We start from the raw sequence: 19225 nt of genomic DNA on the forward strand, positions 1-19225 counted from the left end.
GACGCTGGACAACGATCGTGACCAGACTAGGAGGGTCCAAATCATGTTGATGTCAGTCGCCGTTCGTGGCTTTTTGGCCTTGCTGATCGTCGGTATCGGCAGCATGGCTTTCGCCGGTCTGCCCGGTGAGACTTCTCATTCCGCGATGAGCGGTTCAACGCTCATGGAAACCACGGCACAGTTCAATTCCTGGACGCACTGGATCGTCAAATACGACAACTTCGTCGAACTCAGCGTTGGCGATGCGGAATACGATCCGGACAAGCTGGGCAGCGGACGTGGCCAGGGCACGCTCCACTGGAAGTACAACGAAAAAACCCACCTGCTCTTCCGGGTGCGCCAGTTCGACCTCGGCGGCCAGAACTCGAATTTCGTCTGGGGCGGCACGCTTGACAGGCCGTTCCTGAGCCCCGGTGCCTTGTTCGATCGCGTCTCCGGGTACAGCGCATACTCCCAGGGCCAGATGATCAACCTCGCCTTGGCCCGCTCCCTCAGCGGTGGCGGCGCTTTCTCGCTCGGCGTGCTCTACTCTGCCGCAGGCTCCAAGGAAGAGGGTGCCTGACGCCGAATTCAACAACAAGTCCAATGCATTCGGGGTCCAGGCGACCTGGGGTAACGGGGACGGCTTCGACCTGGCGGCCAGCGTTTTCAACGAGAGCGCGACCTATGGCGACACCGAGACCGAGGACGAGTCCAGCATGATGAATTTCGACATCACGGCCCGCCTCGCGCGGGACAACGGCTGGATCTACCAGGCGGGCGTCGTGATGGGCAGCGGCTCCTGGCAGGAGTTCGAGGAGGACGAGTGGGACATCGGCCTGATGGGCGTGACGGCAAACGCCGGCCGTTTCCTCGTGAACAATGACATGACCGACGTCACGGCCGAGTTCTTCGTCAACTACCTCACCTACACCGAGGAAGTCACGGACTTCGAGGACGAGACCACGAACACGGTCATCCCGGGCACCCGGGTCGCCTGCCGGACCCAGCTTGGGCAAGCGCTTCGAACTGATGGCCGGCGCCAACGCGTTCTGGTCGCAGATGAAGATGACCGAGACCGTGGTCGATGACGAAGCGTCCGAGAGCGAGCACGGGATGGACTTCTTCTACAGCGGCGGCCTGGCCTTCTCCCCGAGCGAAAACGTGCGCCTCGAGGGCCAGCTCCACATGGACGAACTGAACAACCTCCTGTCGCTCGGCAACCAGAACCAGCTGCTGATCCGGGTCGGCGGCACGGTCACTTTCTAGCGGAAACGGATGATGGGGCAACGGTCTCCACGGCCGCCATGACGACGCAGGCGCCCGGGACCATTGGCCCGGGCGTCCGCTTTGTCGGCAGGAACGTCCCACACCCGTCCGCGAAGATCCGATAAAAGGTTGACATGGTTTCAATGGACACGGATTATGTGCCTTGGCACAGGCCGTGCTCAATGCCTGGCCTCGAAGAGGTCCGGCGGCCAAGGCCCCTGCTGGGATCATCCGCGCCGGCACGAGGCGGATGAAATCGAGAGCTCGTTGCGCAGATGATCCCGACGACCTGCGGATTTTGCAGGAGATCCAGAGGCATGGTTCTGATCTGGCCTCGGTCCGGAACCAGCACTGAGGACAGCACCGCACGGCTGGAAAGACGGAGAGTTGCCACCATGGGGTGGCCAAATATTGTCCAGGCCGGCATTGGGGTCGGCCAGGGCGATGTTCGACAGTCCCCGTTTGGTCGGGGGTTGATCGATTTCCGGGGCCTCGCTGCCCGGAAGTATCCCAGTGGAATCAAGGAGGTCCAAGTTGTTCAAGAAGATGCTGCTTACCCTGTCGGTCCTGACGCTTCTCACGGCCGGCGCCGCTTTCGCCGGTGACGCCAACTGGAACTTTTACGGCGTCGGGCATGTCTCGCTGAACATGCTCAACAACGGCAGCGACAGCCAGCTGGGGCTGACCAGCAACACGTCGCGGTTCGGCTTCAAGGGCACCACCCCGATGAACGAGGATTTCACGGCCTTCTGGCAGTTCGAATCGCTGGTGGACTTCGCCGGCAACCGCACGAGCACCGAGATCGGCGCACGCAACACGTACGTCGGCGTGAAGCACGCTTCGGCCGGCAAGTTCGTCTTCGGGCGCCACGACACCCCGCTGAAGGCCCTGGGCCGCAAGGTGGAGTTCTTCCCCGAGCGCCTGGGCGACTTCCGTAGCGTGAGCCATGGCTGGGACAACCGCCTGAGCGAGCTCTTCGCCTGGGTGTCGCCGGACTGGGACGGCTTCTCGATCTTCGCCGCCTACATGTTCGACCAGGGCGACCACTACGACATGAGCGACGAGGACTACGAGGCCATGACCGCGATGAGCGCGATGGCGTCGTACACGGCCGAGAAGTTCATGGTCGGCGCGGCCTATGAGGCCCTGTCGTCCGGCTTCGGCGAATATGACGGCGAGACGGACTCGTACGGCGACGGCGACAAGTCCATGCGCTTTGTTGCCAAGTACACCGCCCCGGAATTCGAACTGGGCGGCCTGTTCCAGACCATGACCTACCAGTACTCGGATTACACCAAGGCGATCCAGGACTGGAACTCGTCCTTGATGGGTCTGGGCGGCGTCTACCACATCAATCCCCAGTGGAATGTGAAGGCCGCGCTGTACATCTTCAACGACAACACCGACGCTGAAGACGACACCGACACGACCGACGTCGATGAGAGCGACACCAAGGCTACGATGATGGCTTTCGGCGTCGAGCGCGTGTTCACCGAGACCATGCTGGTCTACCTGCAGTACGGCTCGATCAGCAACGGCGAAGGTCTCGTGGACAACGGTGGCGACGTGGCTCTGGCCGGCAACCAGGCTGGCTTCGGCACGGGCGGCACCTTTGGCACGTTTGACGACTCGGGCGACTTCCAGGATCCTTCGGGCTTCTCGGTCGGCGCTGTTCTTAGCTGGTAAATCTGAACGGGCACCAGATCGCTGGTGTTGAAAGCCCCGGGCTTCGGCCCGGGGCTTTTTTTGGTGGTCCCCGGCCTGACCGGCGCAGCCTGCGGCGAAGCCAGGCGGGAGCAAATGACCCTTGACATCAGGAATCATTCCGATTAAATAGGACGCATGCTCACGGGCGGTCGGCGCGCTGCGCCACCCCCGACAATCCACCCACGGAGGCTGCGCCTGTCCACGTCCGCCCACACCCGCCGCATGACGCCCCAGCGCGCGGAAATCCTTGCGGAACTGCAGGCGGCGCACGACCATCCGACGGCTGCTGAACTCTACGAGCGCCTGCGGCCCCGCCTGCCGCGCCTGAGCCTTGGCACCGTGTATCGCAACCTGGACGTGCTCGCAGCCGAGGGGTTGGCGGCCAAGCTGGCCGGCCACGGCGCCGAGGCCCGCTATGACGGCATGCCGGCGCCGCACGACCACGCCCGCTGCCGTTGCTGCGGCGCGGTGGCCGACGTCCCGGTTCAGGGCGCAGGCGGCAGGCCGGCCCAGGGCGCGGTGACGCCGGTCCTGCCGCCCGGCTTCCTGCTCGAGAGCCGGCGGCTCGAGTATCTCGGCGTCTGCGCGGGCTGCCGCGCCGCCGGACACGACATGCGGCCCCCCGCTTCGGCCGGGGCTGCCTGAGAACCGGCCCGGCGGCAACGGGCCAGACGATGTTCAGACAATGTTCACCAGGCGCCCGCAGGCGCCGTCACTCGCAGGACGCAACAAGGAGAATGAAGATGGACGACATGGACTTCGATTTCATCCCCGTGCCGCTGGTTGCCAGCGAAGCCCCCGACTTCACCGCCACCGCCGTGATGCCGGACAACAGCTTCAACAAGGAATTCAAGCTGGCGGACTACCGCGGCAAGTACGTCGTGATGTTCTTCTACCCGCTGGACTTCACCTTCGTGTGCCCGTCCGAGATCATCGCCTTCGACAAGGCGCTCGGTGAGTTCAAGAAGCGGAACTGCGAAGTCATCGGCGTCAGCACCGACAGCCACTTCAGCCACCTGGCCTGGAAGAACACCAAGCCCGAGAACGGCGGCATCGGCAACGTGCAGTTCCCGCTGGTGGCCGACTTCCAGAAGACGATCAGCCAGGACTACGGCCTGCTGCTCGAGGGCGGCATGGCCCTGCGCGGCACGTTCCTGATCGACAAGAACGGCATGGTGCAGCACAGCACCGTGAACAACCTGGGCCTGGGCCGCAACGTGGACGAGATGGTGCGCCTGGTCGATGCGCTGCAGCACCTCGAGGAGCACGGCGAGGTCTGCCCCGCGAACTGGAAGAAGGGCGACGAAGCCATGAAGCCGACGGCGGCGGGTGTGGCGTCGTACCTGAAGAAGCATAGCTAGGCGACAGGCGATTCTCTCGTCCGGTGGAAAACAACGAGCCCGCGATGTCCTCGCCCTTCGGGCTGCGGATTTCGCGGGCTCGTTGTTTTCCACCGTACGAGAGACCCGGTCGCCAGTAGTGTAAGAAAATCAAGTACCGCAGGTCTCTCCGCCGCGCCGAGGCCGAAGGCCGATGGCCCCCACCACCGCGGGCACGTGGGTGTGCCGAAGGACCCCTGTGGGTTGCGTCAGAAACAAAGCCCGGTGCGCAATCCGCAGCCCGAAGGGCGAGGACAGCGCACCGGGCTTTGTTTCTGACGCAACCTACAGCGGCCCTTCGGCACTCCACCGAGCCGCATCGATGGTGTAGGAAACATTCCCCTTCTTGTACTGGTCGGCCACAAGCGGCACGAAATCGCCGGGCCGCGGCACCGGCGGCGGCAGGAGCAACTCCACCTCGGTGCTGTCGGGAGTAGCCACGAGCACGCGCGCCAGCGCCTCGCCCTGCGCGCTCTTCGCCACGTCCTCGCCCTTCACCTCAAGGCACAGGCCCAGCATGTTGACGCGCGCCACCACCGGGTTGCGCAGCGTCGACAATGCGGCGAGCGTCGCGACGACCACCACGGCCACCGCCACGCCGATGATCAGCCGCCGCGAAGGCTTCCGCTTCGACGGCAGTGCGTCCAGGTAACTGGAGTTTATCCGCGTCGCTCATGTCTCCACTCTACCTCATCGAAAAGGCCGCCGTCACGAAGGAATAGCGGCCATTTCGTCGGTTGCCTGGCTGTGGGTGAAATGAAGGGATCCCGGGCAATCCGCAGCCCGAAGGGCGAGGACAGCCCGGGATCCCTTCATTTCACCCACAGCCAGGAAACAGCGCCAAAGGGCCGCTATTCCTTGGTGATCGCAGCCTTTTCTATGATGGCTGCATAGACGTACCCGGCCCCGAAATCCTTGTCGATGGCCAGCACGCCCTCGGCCACGATGACATCGCCGACAGCGACGATCTCACTGGTCGTGACGGTCAGGTCGACCGTGGCGCCCTCGCCCGAGCCGTCCTGGATGTGGATCCAGTTGGTGCCCATGATGTTGGGCGTGAACTTGACCACGCGGCCGCGCACCTTGACGGCCTTGCCGCCCAGCTCGGCGCCCTTGGCGTAGATCTCGCCCACCTGGTAGCCGCCGGCCACCTTGGCCACACCGGACACATGCTGGTCGTCGAGGGCCAGCTTGGTGCCGCCGGCCGGGCCGCTGCCCATTCCGCCAGGCATATTGCCGCCGCCCATCTCCTGCCCACCGGCCGCGCCCATGCCGCCGGCCGCACCGCCGCCCATGCCGGGGTGGCCCTGCGGCATCGCCCCGCCCTGGGGCTCGGTGCCGGCCTTCCAGATGGCCGTGGTGAAATAGATCTCGGGGAAGACGCGGTCGAGCGTCGCGCTGCGGAAGTCGACCATCATCTGGCCCTGGGGGATCGTGACCTTGTCACCGGCCGCGATGGGCGTCTGCGTGCTGGCGCACCAGAGCTTTTCGGTGCCGGTATCCAGCAGCACGTAGGTGTAGCCGCCCGAGTCCATGGTTTCGGCGACGGTGCCCTGCCAGGTGCCGGGCATGGCAGCCGGCTGGGCCGCCGGCGTGGCGCTCGCAGCGGGCGTATTGCTGGCCGTGGCCTGGGCGTTGCCGCCCACCTTGTCGCCGCAACCGGTCAGGGCGACGGCCAGCACGATCACGAACAACGGCGAAATGAAGGGCAGCTTCTTCAAGGAAGTCTCCTCGGTTCGGAGCAAGCGCACAGCCGGGGCGGAGGCCTCGGTCAGGCCTTCCCGGACCGCCCGAAAATAAGCCACCAAACCCGTGGGGGCAAACGGCGCGAATACCCGGCCCCGGGATGGCCGTTTCCGGCCCGCCGGCTCAGGCCGGCCGCCCCAGGCGCCGGAACATCTCCAGCTTGTAGGCCTCCACGCCGGGCTGGTCGAACGGGTTCAGGCCCAGGAGCAGGCCCCCGATGCCGACCGCCTTCTCGAACATGTAGAGCAGGGCCCCGACGGTACGCGGGCTGACCTCGTCCACGGCCAGCGCCTGGCAGGGAACGCCGCCCTGGATGTGGGCCTGGCGCGTGGCCTCGAAGGCGATCCAGTTGATGTCGTCGAACGAACGGCCCGCCAGGTAGCCGAGCCCGTCGGCGTCGGCGCCGGGATCGGCCGGCACCACCAGGCCGGGCACGGCGCGGCGGGCGCAGAGGAAGGTCTCCTGCAGGTTGCGCCGGCCGTCCTGCAGGTACTGGCCGAGGCTGTGCAGGTCGGTCGTGAAGACGGTCGAAGCGGGGAAGATGCCCTGCCCCTGCTTGCCCTCGCTTTCGCCGAAGAGCTGCTTCCACCATTCCTGCAGGTTGTGCAGGCCGCTGTGGAACGAGCTCATGACCTCGGTGGTGTAGCCCTGCGTGTAGAGCTGGTAGCGCGCGGCCGCGTACAGGTGGGCCGGGTTGTCGAACAGCCCCTCGTTGTCACAGGCCTGCTGCATGGCGCGCGCGCCTTCGACCAGCCCGCGCACATCCACGCCCGCCATTGCCAGGGGAACCAGGCCCACGGGCGTGAGCACCGAGAAGCGACCGCCCACATCATCGGGAACCACGAACGTCTCCCAGCCCTCGGCGTCGGCCAGCTGGCGCAGCGCGCCCTTGCGGGCGTCGGTGACGGCGGTGATGCGCGCGGAAGCGCCCTTGTCGCCGTAGCGCCGGCGCAGCAGGCCGCGCAGCACGCGGAAGGCCACTGCGGGTTCCACGGTGGTGCCCGACTTGGAGATCACGCAGACGCGGAAGTCGCGGTCCTCGACGGTCCGCAGCACGTGGTCCAGCGACGCGGAGCACAGGCCCGTGCCGGCAAACAGCAGCGGCACGCCGGCGCCCGGCCCCGGCGGCAGCGCGTCGAGCACCGCGCGCGCGCCCAGGTACGAGCCGCCGATGCCCACGACCACCACGGCCTGCGAGTCGGCCTTCGCACGCGCGGCAGCAGTGGCGCACGCGGCCAGGGAGGCCTCGTCGATGCGCGAAGGCAGGTCCAGCCAGCCCAGGAACTCATGCCCGGCACAGGTGCCCTGGGCCAGTCCGCGGGCCGCTGCGGCCACGCGCGGCGCCAGCGCTTCCAGTTGCGAGGTGGCGAGGAACGACCCTGTTCCCGCGAGATCGAGGCTGACTCCGGCGGCTTCCAGCATGCGCGCGTCCTTCCCTGGCGAATTCCCTGCGAATCATGTGGGGACGGGCCCCACCTTGCGCCCCCGGCCCGGACTGGTACATTCTGCACCAGACCCACCCTGTGGCGGCAGCGCCCACAATACAGCCGCCCGGCGCGGAATCAAGCGGGAGAACCATGTCCTTCCCCACGTCCGTCATCGCCTGCACCTATTCCGAGATCGCCCTCAAGGGGCGCAATCGGACCATGTTCCTGCGCAAGCTCATCAACAACATGCAGGCGGCGCTGAAGGGCCTGGGCGGCGTGACCATCCACCATGTCGAGAGTCGGCTGCTGGTGCGGTTGCGCGACGAATCGCAGACCACGGAGGCGGCGACGAGGCTGCACCGTGTGTTCGGGCTGCAGTGGGTGTCGCCGGCCATCGAGTTGCCGCGCGCCGAACTCGACGCCGAGCTGGCCGAGGACCTGGCCGACGGACACGAGCCGCGCCTGACCCAGTTGTGCGGGGCCGCCTGCCAGCTGGCGGACGAGGGTGCCGGCAATGCGCGGAACTTCCGCATCCACGCGCGGCGCAGCGACCACAGCTTCGGGCTGAACAGCCTGCAGATCGGCGCCGTGGTGGGCGCCGCCGTCCACCATCGCAGCGGGTTGCCGGGGCGCATGGTCGATGCCGACTTCGTCATCGACGTGCTCGTGCTGCGCGAGAGCGTGCTCGCATTCGCCCTGAAGGAACAGGCATTCGGCGGCCTGCCTGCCACCTCGAGCGGGCGCACGATGGTGCTGCTCTCCGGCGGCATCGACTCGCCCGTGGCCGCATGGATGATGATGCGGCGCGGCAGCCGTGCGGACTTCGTGCACTTCTACAGCGGACGCAACGTCGAGGAGGCCGACTGCGCGAAGATCGAGGAACTGGTGCGCCTGCTCGCGCGCTGGATGCCCATCCCGCTGCACCTGCACCTGGTTCCGGTGGTGCCGTACGAGACGCGCGCGATCGGGACCATCGACGACCGCTACGACATGGTCATGTTCCGCCGCTTCATGGTGCGCACGGCGGCCCGCCTGGCCCGGCGCCACAAGTGCCTGGCCCTGGTCACCGGCGACAGCCTGGGCCAGGTCGCCAGCCAGACCCTGCACAACCTGGCCGCCATCAGCCCGGACGTGAGCCTGCCCATCCTCCGGCCGCTGGTGGGCCTGGACAAGCATGAGATCACGGCCTGGAGCCAGCGAACCGGCCTTTTCAACACCTCGATCCAGCCCTACCGCGACTGCTGCTCCATCCGTTCGCCACGGCCCATCCTGAACGCCCGCGGCATCGACCTGCTGCGCCTGTCCGAGGCCATGGGCCTCGAGGAGGCGGTTCGCGAGGCCGCCGACGCATCCGTCCGGCGCGTCATCGGGCCTGAGGGCTGATCCACGGTCTCCTGAAGAAAAACCTAAATCGACGCCCGCTCCAACCGATGAACTCGTTGAGCCGGAACGGGCTCGTACCTGAACGGCCAACGCCTCGCTGCGCGGCGCGGGACCGGCGTACCCGGCCGGACGGCGTTTGCGGCAGGCATGGCGACAAGCAGGAGGCTTGGAAGATGAAGATTCTGGTGGTGGACGATTCACGCGCGATGCGGCGCATCGTTTCGCGCACGATCCGCCAGGCGGGCTTCGAAGGCCACGAGATCATCGAGGCCGAGAACGGCCGCGAGGCTCTCGACGTGGTCAAGGCGCAGAAGCCGGACCTGATCCTCTCGGACTGGCACATGCCCGAGATGACCGGGATCGAGTTCCTGACCGCCCTGAACGCCGGCGGCTTTGAGATCCCCTTCGGGTTCGTGACTTCGGAGAGCACCAAGGAGATGGTGGACCAGGCGACCGAGGGTGGGGCCATGTTCCTGCTCGCGAAGCCGTTCACCGCCGAGGACATGGCGCAGGTGCTGGGGGCGTTTGTCCAGTGACAACCCTGGCTCGCATGCATCGGGTCGAGGATCCGACCGACCTGATGTCGAAGCTCGAGTCGCTGCAGGAAGCGGTGGCCGCGTTCCGGCAGACCTTCCGGGTCCAGTTCCAGATGGAACTCGAACTGGTCGGCATGCCCGGCACGCCCAACCCCGACCTCATCGCCTACGGAAGCACGTTGGCCGTGGCCAACGACCAGGTGAACTACCAGTTCGCCTGCGGCTTCCCGGTGGAGACGGCGAGGAAGCTCACGCGCATCCTGTTCGCGATGGAAGAGGACGAGGAACCAAGTCTCGAGGACATGGGCGACGGCTTGCGGGAGATCCCGAACGTCGCTGCCGGCGTGTGGAAGGCGATGCGCGAGCGCACGGCCGGCGAACAGTATCAATTGGGCCTGCCGATCTTCCTGAAGGGCAACAGCTGGGTCCGGTATTTTCCACGTAATGTCAACGCCATCGGCCAGACCCTGCAGGCCCCGGACGGGACCGTCATGCAGATGGTCCTGATCTGGCAGTATGGCCAACGTGACGGAGGCGAACGGCTTATGTCCACCCAGACCGTCGACGGAACCGTGACTGCGGGGCGTTCAGTGCCCACGCAGGTGCTTCAGGAAGCCGTGCGGGCCGTGGTCGAGACCTGTGCGATCCAGATGAACCTGGAACTCGAGGTCGACCCGAGCCCGTCCGATCCCCGGGACGCGGACGTCGAATACGGAAGCAGCATCGCCCTGACCTCCGAAACCGGGGGGTGGCAGCTGGCCGTGATGGGCAGCCGCGGCAGCTGCGAGGCGCTGACGCGCAACCTCTTCGCCATGGAAGCGGACGAGGACCCGGCGATGGCCGACATGGCCGACGCCCTGGGCGAGATCGCCAATGTTGCCGCCGGCGTCCTGAAGGCCAGTCGCGCCGCGGCCGGGCAGAAGGTGCAGCTCGGCCTGCCGCTGTTCATGGAAGGACGCGGCTGCTTCGAGTTCTTTGCCTCCGGCATCCAGGGCATGGCGCAGACCGTGCGCGGCCCTGGCGAAGTGTCGGCCCATGTCATCCTGATCTGGCAGGAAGGCTGATCGCCGTGGCGCTCGTGTTCCCGAAGCAGGCGGAGATCTTCGACCTGATCGAGATGTTGATCGGCGAGAAGCCCCTGTTCAGGCGCGGCGAGGGCTGGGACCTGCGGAAGCCCGAGCCCGGCTGTTACATCACGTTCCTGCAGGGCAAGGACCTCGAAGTGGAGGGTGCGGTCATCACCGACCTCGCGGCCACGCTCTACATCGGCGGCAAGCTGATCCTGCTGCCGCCGGTCAGCCTGCAGAACCAGTTCAACGCGGGCGAAGCCGACGAGCCGGTGGTCGAGGCGGTCACCGAAGTGATCAACAACCTGCGCACGCTCTTCAATGCCATCGACCTGAATCCCCACGTGGCCCCGACGAAGACGTTCCTCTACCAGGTGCCCGCAGCCGACGACTTCGTGGCCTGGATCCTCGATCCCGGCAAGCGCATCGACTACGTGGGCAAGACGCCCTACGGCAACGGCACCATCACGCTGATCGCACCCTAGCGGGCGCTCCGCAGCGCCGCGCCACCTTCGCCACCCGACGCCCGGCCGCGAAGCCGGGCGTTTGCGTCCGTGGCGGCGGCGGCGGTACCTGTTCATCCCTATCTTGCGCGGGTCCGGTCACCGTCCACGCGACATCAACGTCCCCGGGAGTCCGTCCGATGCCCCTGCACTTCCTGCCGCTGGCCCTGACGGTCCTGGCCGTCGTCGTCCTGGGCATCGTCGCCATCGTCAGCTCCACTTCGGGCGGCGCCAGCTGGCTGCAGAAGCTCTGGAAAGACGACGCGGCCGCGCCGGGGAGCCGGAGCGGCCGCGAACAGCAGAGCGGGGACGGTTCAGGCGCGAACGGACTCGACGGCGCGGCAGATCCGCTCGGGAATCCGGTCGAGGGCGGACACGGTCGCGACCGCACCCAGGTTGGCGGCCTCACGGGGCATGCCGTAGACGACGCATGAGGCTTCGTCCTGCCCGATGGTGTCGGCGCCGGCCTGGCGCATCTGCAGCAGGCCCTGCGCACCGTCGGCGCCCATACCGGTCAGGATGACGCCCACCGCGTCGGCGCCCGCCGCCTCCGCCACGGAGCGGAACAGGACATCCACCGACGGCTTGTGCCCGCTCACCTTCGGACCATCCTTCAGTTCCACGCGATAGCCGGCGCCGGCGCGCCGCAGCATCAGGTGCCGGTCGCCGGGCGCCAGCAGGGCCAGGCCGGGTACCAGCATCTCGCCGTTCGTCGCTTCGCGGACGGTCATCGCCGACAGGCGGTTCAACCGCTCGGCCAGCTGCATCGTGAACACGGGCGGCATGTGCTGCACGATCACCGTGGGCGGCGTGTTGCCGGGCAGGCGCTCGAAGATGCGCGCCAGGGCCTCGGTGCCGCCGGTGCTGGCGCCGATGGCCAGGACATGACGACCGGCGCTCCGCAGCGCGCCCAGCGGTCCGACCGGCGCCGGCGCCATCGCCGGAGCCGACGGGAGGGCCGCCGGCCGCGCGCGAACCGTGGCCCGCGCGGCTGCCCGCACCTTGCCCACCAGTTCAATCACGAACGCCTGGCGGCGGTCGTCGGCCACGTTCTTGCCGACCACCTCCACCGCACCGCGCGCCAGCGCTTCCAGGGCCTTGCTGCTGCCGGCCGGGGTGAGAGTGGAAACCACGACCACCGGCAGCGGGAAATGCTTCATCAGCTTGGTCAGGAACGTCAGGCCGTCCATGCGCGGCATCTCGATGTCGAGCGTCACCACGTCGGGCGGGTTCTTGACGATCATGTCGCGGGCAACAAAGGGATCGGGCGCCATCCCGATGACCTCGATGCCCTCGGCAGCCTGCAGCCCGCGCTTGATAATGGCGCAGACGGTCGGCGAATCATCGACAATGAGCACGCGGATGTTCTTCAAGGCGCCTACTCCGTGACGAGGCCCAACAGCACCACATTCTCCTCGAGGAGAAATCCCAACCAGTTTTCATCATCCACGCACGAGGCCAGGAACTCCGGGGTGGCCGGGCCCACTTCCGGACCGCCCAGGCGGAAGTCGGCACCCTTGCCGGCGATCGCCATGATCACGTGCCCGCAGATGACGTTGAGCATCTCGCCCAGCGAATCGGGGGCCATCGTACTGGCTTCCATCTCTTCCGGCTCCAGGCCGAGGATGTTGGCCGCGATCTCCGGCACGCAGTCGGACGGCACGGCCAGCGAAAGCCTGCCGGTCACGTCACCCGTGAAATCGAGCTGCGCCATCACGTAGTCGCCGTCGGCATCCAGGACGCCGGACTTGGCAGCGGGCTCGCCGAACATGAACGTCAGCTGCTCGACCACTTCCAGGAAGGTCGAACTCACGGACGTCAGGACGTCGTCACGCATCTTTCGCAACCCCCATCACGTTGTCGACAACCTCGCGGATGCGTTCGGGCGTGAACGGCTTCTGGATGTAGTCGCGGACACCCAGATCCTTCAGGCGCGCGATGCGCGGCTCACTTCCGGCCGACGACACGATGACGATCGGCACCGTCTTGATCATGCCGTTGTCGACCATGCGCGCGACCAGCGTCTCGCCGTCCATGATCGGCATGCTGATGTCGCACAGCACGAGGTCGATCCACTCGGCCTCCAGGATCTCCAGCGCCTCCTGCCCGTTGCCGGCCTGATACAGGAGGTTGATGTCGACGCCGGCCAGATGCAGGGCCTTGCTGATCACAGCCCTGACGGTGACCGAGTCGTCAACGAGCAGAATGTTGAACGCCATTGCTTTCACCTTCCCTGACTGTCGAGAACATCGAATCCAGCTCGTTCACCGCGATCATGATCTGGGCGCCGACCTTCTCGGCGATCCCGACCCCCAGCCCGAGCCGTTCGCTCGCGCTCTTGTCCAGGCGATAGCTCAGGCCATCGGCGCCGCCGCCGAAGCCGAAGTCCATGCAGAGGATGTCCGCCACGTGCACCAGGTCGGCCAGCTCGCGCCGGTTCTCCTCGGCGCGCGAGGGCTGGTGGTGCCAGCGCACGGCATCGCACACGTCGTCCGGCAGGTTCCAGGTGCGCAGCAGTTCGGCCGCCACTTCGGCGTGGTCGATGCCCAGGACCATCTGCTCGGCCTCGTTGAAGGCCAAGCCGTCCATGCGCATGACTTCCTTGATGGGCTCGTCGTCCACTTCGACGAAGGTGCCCAGCACGATCTTGCCCATGTCGTGCAGCAGGCCGGCCGTGAAGGCCTCGCCGCGGCACTCCAGTTCCAGTTCAGCGGCCACCAGCTCGGCGCAGATCGCCGTCGCGATCGAATGCCGCCAGAGCCCCTCGGAATCCATGTCGTAGCCCTTGATGGGCTTGCGCACCAGGGGCGCCACCGACATGCAGAGGACCATCTGGAAGATCCGGTTGGTGCCCAGGCGCACGATCGCTTCCTTGACCGTGCGAATGGAGCGCGACCAGCCGAAATAGGCGGAATTGGACAGCTGCAGCACGTTGGCCGTGAGTCCCGGATCGTATTCGATCATCCGCGCGAGGGCGTCGAAGTTGACGTCCGGCTCGTTGAGATACTGCCGCAGCTTGATCACCACCGACGGCAGGGACGGGACCGTCTGGATCCTGGCCAGGATTGTTTCGCGCTCGCTCACAGCTCCACCTCCTGTCCCTCGGACTTCACCGTGGTGCGTCCGTCAGCCATGTTCAGGTAGAGTGTGCGCGCCTTGCTGCCGCCCACGTCTTCCTTGGCAATGAGAATGTTGTTCTTCCAGAGGAACTTGCGGAGGATCGTGTAGTTGCGCTGCCCGATCCGGAAAGTCTCTTCCTTGCCCAGGGGCGAACCCGCGCCGGCCACCTTGGCGATCAGGTTCTGCCGCTGCGCGCCCGCCTGGTACATGTCATGGAGCATGGCGGCGACGCCCGTGTCCACGAACATGTAGGGCTTGAGGCGCGCCTTCTCAGGGTCGATTTTCGACATCGGCAGCATGCAGTGGATCATCGCGCCGACACCCGCCAGCGGATCATAGAGCGTGAGGCCGACGCACGATCCCAGCGAGTACGTGACGATGACGTCTTCGCGGTTCCGCGAGAGCTTCATGTCGCTGATGTCCACGCAGATGCTGCGCCTGGAGCGCAGGCTCTGTCCGGGCCTCTCGATGACTTGAGTCAAGGTCTCACCCCGTCCTTCAGCCGTTCGTAGATCGAAGGTCGGATCACGCGGAAGCAATCGGACATCCCGATGAGCGTCTCGGCGTGACCCACGAGCAGATAGCCGCCCGGCTTGAGAAGCCGCGCAAACTCCCTGACCATGCGTTCCCTCTGAGGCCGGTCGAAATAGATCATCGCGTTCCGACAGAAGATGACGTCGAAGGTGCCGCGAATCGGATACGGCATCGCCTTGAAGTTCAGGCGGCGGAACATCACCAGCCGCCGCAACTCCGGCTTCACTTCGTAGAGCGTCTCGCCCCCCGCGCTCACGCGGGTGAAGCAGGTGCGCCGACGAGCCTCGGGCACGGTCGACAGACGCCCCTCGGGATACCGCCCCGCCTGGGCCTCCGCCAGCACGCGGGTGCTGATGTCGGTGGCCAGGATGCGGATATCCGCGTTCCGGCGCCCGTTCGGGGTACCGACGGTCATCGCGATCGAGTACGGCTCCTCGCCGGTCGAGCACGCCGCGGACCAGATGCGGAGACGTTCCGCACCCTGCCTGGCCCAGCCTTCCGTCACCTCGGACAGGAACTGGAAATGCTCGTCCTCGCGGAAGAAGTGCGTAACGTTGGTCGAGACGGCATCGATGAGCTGGACCAGCTCTTCTCCCGTCCTGTCCTGGCGCAGAAGCTCCAGGTACTCGCCGAACGACGACATGCCGAGGGCGCGCAGGCGCAACGAAACCCGCGCCTCGACCAGCGCGCGCTTGTTGTCCTGGAGGACGATGCCGGTCTGGTCGAACAGCAGCTTCTGGTACGCCGCCAGCTCCGCCGGCGTCATCCCCGTTGCTGCCGGCCGGTCCAGGACCGCCGCATCCCTGCGCCCCGCGTTCATCAGTTCGCAGCCTGCATGACGGCTTCCATCTCGGTGCCGCTCATCACGCGGTCGATATCCAACAGGATCACGACCTTGTTCTCGAGCTTGCCCATGCCGGTGATGAAGTCGGCTTCTTCCATGCCGCCGCCGAAGCTCGGGGGCGGCTCGATCTGGCCGTCACCGATGTTCAGCACTTCCGAGACCTCGTCGACGATGATGCCCATCGTGATCTCGCGGTCCACATAACGGACCTGGACCACGATGATGCACGTCTTCTCGGTGTCGGCCACGGCCGGCATCTTGAACTTCTTGCGAAGGCTCACGATGGGGATCACGCGACCGCGCAGGTTGATCACGCCGCGAACATAGTCCGGCGTCCGCGGCACGCGGGTGATGCCCATCATGCCGTTGATCTCCTGCACCTTCAGGATCTCCAGCCCGTATTCCTCTTCGCCCAGGATGAACGAGAGGAATTTCCCCGCCTGCGCGATCCTGGCGGCCGTCGATTCCGTTGCCATGTCCTACCTCCGTCACGGGGTGTTGCCCCGGTTGCGCCGGGCCACGCCCGGCCCGTTGCTAGACCGTCTGCGTTGCCGGTTCGCGTCCCTCGACGGCCTCAAGGTCGCCGTCGACGTATTCCATCGCGGGCAGGGCGCCCCCCGCGGTGACCGCCTGGTCCAGCGTGGCCGTGGCGGCGCCGCGGCAGACGCGGGAATGCGCGGTGGTGTCGACCTGGTGGGCGACACGCACGATCCCGGCGATATCGAGGATCAGGGCGACGTTGCCGTTGCTCATGATGGCGCCGCCGGCGACGCCGTCGGTGCCCTGCATCGTCTCGCCCAGGCTCTTGATCACGATCGACTGCTGGCCCAGCAGCTCGTCGGCCATCAGGCCGACCTTGCGTCCCTCGTCCTCGACGACGACGACCATGGCCTCTTCCGGGCGCACCTTGGCCTCGTTGACGTCGAACAGGCCGGCCAGCCGGAACAGCGGCAGGTGATTCCCCTCGAATGCGAGCATCTCGCCGCGGTCGAAGACATGCGTCACGTCGCGGGCCTGCGGCCGGATCAGCCGCACCACCGACAGCGTGGGGATGATGTAGTGCTCCTCCCCGACGCGAATGACCATGCCCTCGATGATGGCCAGCGTGAGCGGCAGCTTGATGCTGAACGTGGAGCCCTTGCCGGGCGCCGACGAGATGTCGACGGTTCCGCGCAGCTCCTCGATGTTCCGGCGCACGACGTCCATGCCCACACCGCGGCCGGAGATGTCGGTGACCTGCTTGGCGGTCGAGAAGCCGGGCTCGAAGATCAGCGCGAACAGGTCGCGATCGCTCGGGTTCTCGCCTTCGCGCAGCATGCCGCGGCTGATGGCCTTGGCGAGGATCGCCTCGCGGTCCAGGCCCTTGCCGTCATCCTCGATCTCGATGCAGATGTTGCCGCCCTTGTGGAACGCCCTCAGCTCGATGCGCCCCTGCGCCGGCTTGCCCAGCTTCAGGCGGTCGGCGGGGTCGGCCTCGATGCCGTGGTCGACCGCGTTGCGGACCATGTGCACCAGCGGATCGCCGATCTTGTCGACGACGTTCTTGTCCAGCTCGGTGTCCTCGCCGCTGACGACGAACTCCACCTCGCGATCCTGCTTCTTCGACAGGTCGCGCACTAGGCGGGCCATCTTCTGGAACACGGGCCGCACCGGCACCATCCGCAGGGACATGCCGATCTCCTGCAACTCGCGGCAGATCTTGTCCAGGTGGTCGATGTCCTTGGCCAGCTTCACCGACATGCCGGTCCGCTTGATCTCGGGCGATTGGCTGACCATCGACTCGGCGATGACCAGCTCGCCGATCGTCTCGATCAGGTGGTCCAGGCGCTCGGCGTCCACGCGCATGGCCTCGCGCACCTTGGAGGGCGCCTTGCCCCCGCGCTGATCGCCGTCCGCCTCGGCTGCCGCAACCGGCGCGACGGGCGCGACCGGCGCCGTGGCGACCGGTGCGGGCGCCGCCGCCTGGGCTGCCGGGGCGCTTGCCGTCTTCTTCATGTTGCCGAGGGGGATGAACCCGGTGCCGGGCTTCTTCGGCGCGGCCGCAGGGGCGGCGACCGGCTCCGGCGCGGGAGTCGCAGCGACGACGGGGGCCGGGGCCGCCCGTTTCGTGTCGGTGGCCGCCACCAGCCGCGTCATCAGGCTCGCCAGCCGGCTTTCACCGGTCAGGCGCCCGTCGCCGCCGAGCGCTGCCGTCACGCCTTCGACCAGTCGCTTCATCATGTCGACCGACTCGAAGACGAGGTCCATGTTGTTGCCGACAAGCTCCAGTTCGCTGCGGCGCGCCATGTCGAGCAGGTTCTCGGCCTTGTGGGCCAGGTCCTTGATGTGCTCGAGCTCGATGAACCCGGCCAGGCCCTTGATGGTGTGGAACGCGCGGAAGACGGCGTTCAGCGCCTCGGACTGGTGCGGATCCTTCTCGATGGCCAGCAGGTGGCCTTCCGAGGCGTCGAGATGCTCGACGGCCTCGGCCACGAAGTCGTGGATCAGGTCGGTGTCGCTGTCGAGGACGTTGTGGCCGATGTAGGCCACCACTTCGTACGTGGCGACCTCCGCCTCATCCACGGCAACGGGCACGGGCGCGACTGGCGTCGCGACCGTCGGTGCCACGGCCGGAGCTGGCGCCGCGGGGATCTCCTTCAGCCGCGCCATGATGTCCATGACGGGCGCCGGCACGACATTGGCGCCGGAGTACTGGCGCATCACCGAACCCAGCCAGTCCTTGACGTCGAGCAGGCGCTCGACGCAGGCGGCCAGCGGCTCGCTCTGCATCATGTCCTCGGTGGCGTGGCAGAGCTCGGCCACATGGGGCATGCCCAGCAGCGCCGATTCGCCCTTGAGCGTATGGAAGAAGCGCAACAGGCCGGTCAGGTCGCCTTCGGAGGTGCCGTCCTCGACGTTGAGCAGTTCCTTCTCGATCTCGTCCAGCACATCGGCCTGGCGGGCCAGGAACTCGCTCATGATGGACTCGTCCACCATGCTGAGGACGTCGCTGGCCAAAGGCGTCACCGGTACATGGACAGCGGGCGCGGCCACGGCGACGGGGGCGGCATCAGCGGGCGCCTCTTCGCAGGCGGCTGCGACATCGGCTTCGACCGCGACGGCGACTTCAACCTCGGACGCGACCGCAGGCTCGTTGACCGGCGCAGGCTCGTTGACCGGCGCAGGCTCGGCCAGCGACTCGGACACCACTGCGGTCGCCTCCGCCGTCGCGAGCTCGGCCGGGAAGCCGGCGTCTTCCGGATGGCATTCCTGGCCCAGGCTGGCACGCAGGGCGTCGAGGCCCGCAGTCAGTACTTTGAGGGCCTGTGCCGGGTTGCCGAATCCTTTGGCCAGGCCGCCGGCCAGGTGCGCCGCATTGGCGCAGATCGCCGATTCCTGAAGGCGGCCGACCTCGGCCAGGCGACCGGACAGCGTGGTCAGGTCGTTCTCGACGGTCGCGAACCCTGCCGGAGTGTCCTGGTCGATGAAGACCACCGTCTCGGCGATCTGTTCGAGCAGCTCAAGCACCGTGGACTTGCTCATGTGGCACGCACCCTCAGTCTCGAAGCGCCTCAGGCCGTTTCCGCCGCAGGCGGCGACAGATTTCTGATCGCCGGGCGTCGATTCGCGGCGGTTCCCCGCCGCATCCCGCGCCTGCCGACCATCCTGCCGCATCTCCGCCCGCCGCCGGCAACCGGCCGCGATTCCGCTGTCTGACAGGGCCGGATCGGCCCCGTCGCCCTCGTTCCCTG

The 19225-nt window shown here is 66.8% G+C and carries 21 protein-coding genes; 10 read left to right on the plus strand and 11 right to left on the minus strand.

Annotation, left to right across the window (positions count from 1 at the left end):
- The first annotated feature begins 43 nt into the window (after positions 1 to 43).
- From IPG61_06015 to IPG61_06040, 6 genes are all read left to right on the plus strand, one after another.
- Positions 44 to 562 (plus strand): hypothetical protein, encoded by a 519-nt coding sequence (locus IPG61_06015; protein MBK6733634.1) that lies wholly within the window; start codon positions 44 to 46, stop codon positions 560 to 562.
- The gene (locus tag IPG61_06020) at positions 555 to 1070 is read left to right on the plus strand and encodes a hypothetical protein (protein ID MBK6733635.1); all 516 of its coding nucleotides are present in this window, start codon (positions 555 to 557) and stop codon (positions 1068 to 1070) included. The genes IPG61_06015 and IPG61_06020 overlap by 8 nt, the downstream gene beginning before the upstream one ends.
- Positions 1048 to 1248, plus strand: coding sequence for a hypothetical protein (locus tag IPG61_06025; protein MBK6733636.1), 201 nt, complete (start codon positions 1048 to 1050; stop codon positions 1246 to 1248). Before IPG61_06020 ends, IPG61_06025 begins: the two co-directional genes overlap by 23 nt.
- Before the next feature lie 534 nt (positions 1249 to 1782).
- Positions 1783 to 2934 carry a porin gene (locus IPG61_06030; protein MBK6733637.1) on the plus strand — a complete coding sequence of 384 codons (1152 nt, stop codon included), beginning with the start codon at positions 1783 to 1785 and terminating at the stop codon, positions 2932 to 2934.
- Between the two features lie 243 nt (positions 2935 to 3177).
- A complete protein-coding gene (locus tag IPG61_06035; protein ID MBK6733638.1) occupies positions 3178 to 3600 on the plus strand; it encodes a transcriptional repressor in 423 nt (140 codons plus the stop codon).
- Positions 3601 to 3707: 107 nt separating this feature from the next.
- Positions 3708 to 4316 (plus strand): peroxiredoxin, encoded by a 609-nt coding sequence (locus IPG61_06040; protein ID MBK6733639.1) that lies wholly within the window; start codon positions 3708 to 3710, stop codon positions 4314 to 4316.
- Positions 4317 to 4619: 303 nt separating this feature from the next.
- Here the strand turns inward: IPG61_06040 and IPG61_06045 are convergent, their stop codons facing one another.
- From IPG61_06045 to IPG61_06055, 3 genes are all read right to left on the minus strand, one after another.
- Positions 4620 to 4931 (minus strand): hypothetical protein, encoded by a 312-nt coding sequence (locus IPG61_06045; GenBank protein MBK6733640.1) that lies wholly within the window; start codon positions 4929 to 4931, stop codon positions 4620 to 4622.
- Positions 4932 to 5185: 254 nt separating this feature from the next.
- The gene (locus tag IPG61_06050) at positions 5186 to 6055 is read right to left on the minus strand and encodes a hypothetical protein (GenBank protein ID MBK6733641.1); all 870 of its coding nucleotides are present in this window, start codon (positions 6053 to 6055) and stop codon (positions 5186 to 5188) included.
- Positions 6056 to 6203: 148 nt separating this feature from the next.
- Positions 6204 to 7502 carry a glucose-6-phosphate isomerase gene (locus tag IPG61_06055; GenBank protein ID MBK6733642.1) on the minus strand — a complete coding sequence of 433 codons (1299 nt, stop codon included), beginning with the start codon at positions 7500 to 7502 and terminating at the stop codon, positions 6204 to 6206.
- Positions 7503 to 7657: 155 nt separating this feature from the next.
- Between IPG61_06055 and thiI the strand changes: the two genes are divergently transcribed.
- The 4 genes from thiI to IPG61_06075 all read left to right on the plus strand — a co-directional run bounded on the left by thiI (position 7658) and on the right by IPG61_06075 (position 10978).
- Positions 7658 to 8890 carry a tRNA 4-thiouridine(8) synthase ThiI gene (gene thiI / locus IPG61_06060; protein MBK6733643.1) on the plus strand — a complete coding sequence of 411 codons (1233 nt, stop codon included), beginning with the start codon at positions 7658 to 7660 and terminating at the stop codon, positions 8888 to 8890.
- Between the two features lie 173 nt (positions 8891 to 9063).
- A complete protein-coding gene (locus IPG61_06065) occupies positions 9064 to 9426 on the plus strand; it encodes a response regulator (protein ID MBK6733644.1) in 363 nt (120 codons plus the stop codon).
- Entirely contained in the window at positions 9423 to 10490 is a 1068-nt protein-coding gene (locus IPG61_06070) for a chemotaxis protein CheX (protein ID MBK6733645.1), read from the plus strand. Before IPG61_06065 ends, IPG61_06070 begins: the two co-directional genes overlap by 4 nt.
- A gap of 5 nt (positions 10491 to 10495) precedes the next feature.
- Positions 10496 to 10978 carry a hypothetical protein gene (locus IPG61_06075; protein ID MBK6733646.1) on the plus strand — a complete coding sequence of 161 codons (483 nt, stop codon included), beginning with the start codon at positions 10496 to 10498 and terminating at the stop codon, positions 10976 to 10978.
- A 332-nt stretch (positions 10979 to 11310) separates the two neighbouring features.
- On the opposite strand, the gene IPG61_06080 is transcribed toward IPG61_06075, so the two are convergent.
- The 8 genes from IPG61_06080 to IPG61_06115 form a co-directional block, all read right to left on the minus strand.
- Positions 11311 to 12369 carry a chemotaxis response regulator protein-glutamate methylesterase gene (locus tag IPG61_06080; GenBank protein ID MBK6733647.1) on the minus strand — a complete coding sequence of 353 codons (1059 nt, stop codon included), beginning with the start codon at positions 12367 to 12369 and terminating at the stop codon, positions 11311 to 11313.
- Positions 12370 to 12374: 5 nt separating this feature from the next.
- Complete coding sequence (locus IPG61_06085) at positions 12375 to 12833, minus strand: chemotaxis protein CheX (GenBank protein MBK6733648.1); 459 nt, start codon at positions 12831 to 12833, stop codon at positions 12375 to 12377.
- Entirely contained in the window at positions 12826 to 13215 is a 390-nt protein-coding gene (locus IPG61_06090; GenBank protein MBK6733649.1) for a response regulator, read from the minus strand. Before IPG61_06090 ends, IPG61_06085 begins: the two co-directional genes overlap by 8 nt.
- Positions 13190 to 14080 (minus strand): HDOD domain-containing protein, encoded by an 891-nt coding sequence (locus tag IPG61_06095; protein MBK6733650.1) that lies wholly within the window; start codon positions 14078 to 14080, stop codon positions 13190 to 13192. Before IPG61_06095 ends, IPG61_06090 begins: the two co-directional genes overlap by 26 nt.
- Positions 14077 to 14526 carry a chemotaxis protein CheD gene (locus IPG61_06100; GenBank protein MBK6733651.1) on the minus strand — a complete coding sequence of 150 codons (450 nt, stop codon included), beginning with the start codon at positions 14524 to 14526 and terminating at the stop codon, positions 14077 to 14079. Before IPG61_06100 ends, IPG61_06095 begins: the two co-directional genes overlap by 4 nt.
- Positions 14527 to 14594: 68 nt before the next feature.
- Complete coding sequence (locus IPG61_06105; GenBank protein ID MBK6733652.1) at positions 14595 to 15416, minus strand: protein-glutamate O-methyltransferase; 822 nt, start codon at positions 15414 to 15416, stop codon at positions 14595 to 14597.
- 53 nt (positions 15417 to 15469) lie between these two features.
- Positions 15470 to 15970, minus strand: coding sequence for a purine-binding chemotaxis protein CheW (locus IPG61_06110; protein ID MBK6733653.1), 501 nt, complete (start codon positions 15968 to 15970; stop codon positions 15470 to 15472).
- 58 nt (positions 15971 to 16028) lie between these two features.
- Positions 16029 to 19016, minus strand: a complete 2988-nt coding sequence (locus IPG61_06115; GenBank protein ID MBK6733654.1) for an Hpt domain-containing protein — start codon at positions 19014 to 19016, stop codon at positions 16029 to 16031.
- Positions 19017 to 19225 lie beyond the last annotated feature (209 nt).

This window comes from bacterium, assembly GCA_016703265.1.
Classification (GTDB): domain Bacteria; phylum Krumholzibacteriota; class Krumholzibacteriia; order LZORAL124-64-63; family LZORAL124-64-63; genus CAINDZ01.